The organism is Alteromonas sp. ABH4_457, assembly GCF_056160625.1.
On sequence record NZ_JBSWXN010000029.1, the window covers coordinates 1 to 339 of the forward strand.

Here is a 339-nt window from a genome sequence, read left to right on the forward strand (position 1 = left end):
AAGTTGATACCACTGCCCCGACAGTCACACTGGATGCGCAGGGTACCGGTAACGACACCACACCAACTATTTCAGGCACCACGGATCTGCCAGCCGGCGAATCTGTGACGTTGACGGTCACCGATGCAAATGGTGATGCGCAGACTGTAACGGCTACCGTACAACCAGACGGCACCTTCAGCGCCGATGTGCCTGCAGAATTGGCTGAAGGTAGTTACACGGTCGAAGCGACGGCTACTGATGCGGCGGGTAATTCCACGACAGCAATAGCAACTGGTGGTGAAGTTGATACCACTGCACCAACAGTCACTTTAGACGCCCAGGGTACAGGAAACGACA

General features: G+C 55.2%; 1 protein-coding gene. It reads left to right on the top strand.

Annotated elements, in window-relative coordinates; genetic code table 11:
* The coding region (locus tag ACXAGR_RS23805; RefSeq protein WP_474852930.1) for an Ig-like domain-containing protein at window positions 1-339 on the top strand (339 nt) is incomplete at both ends.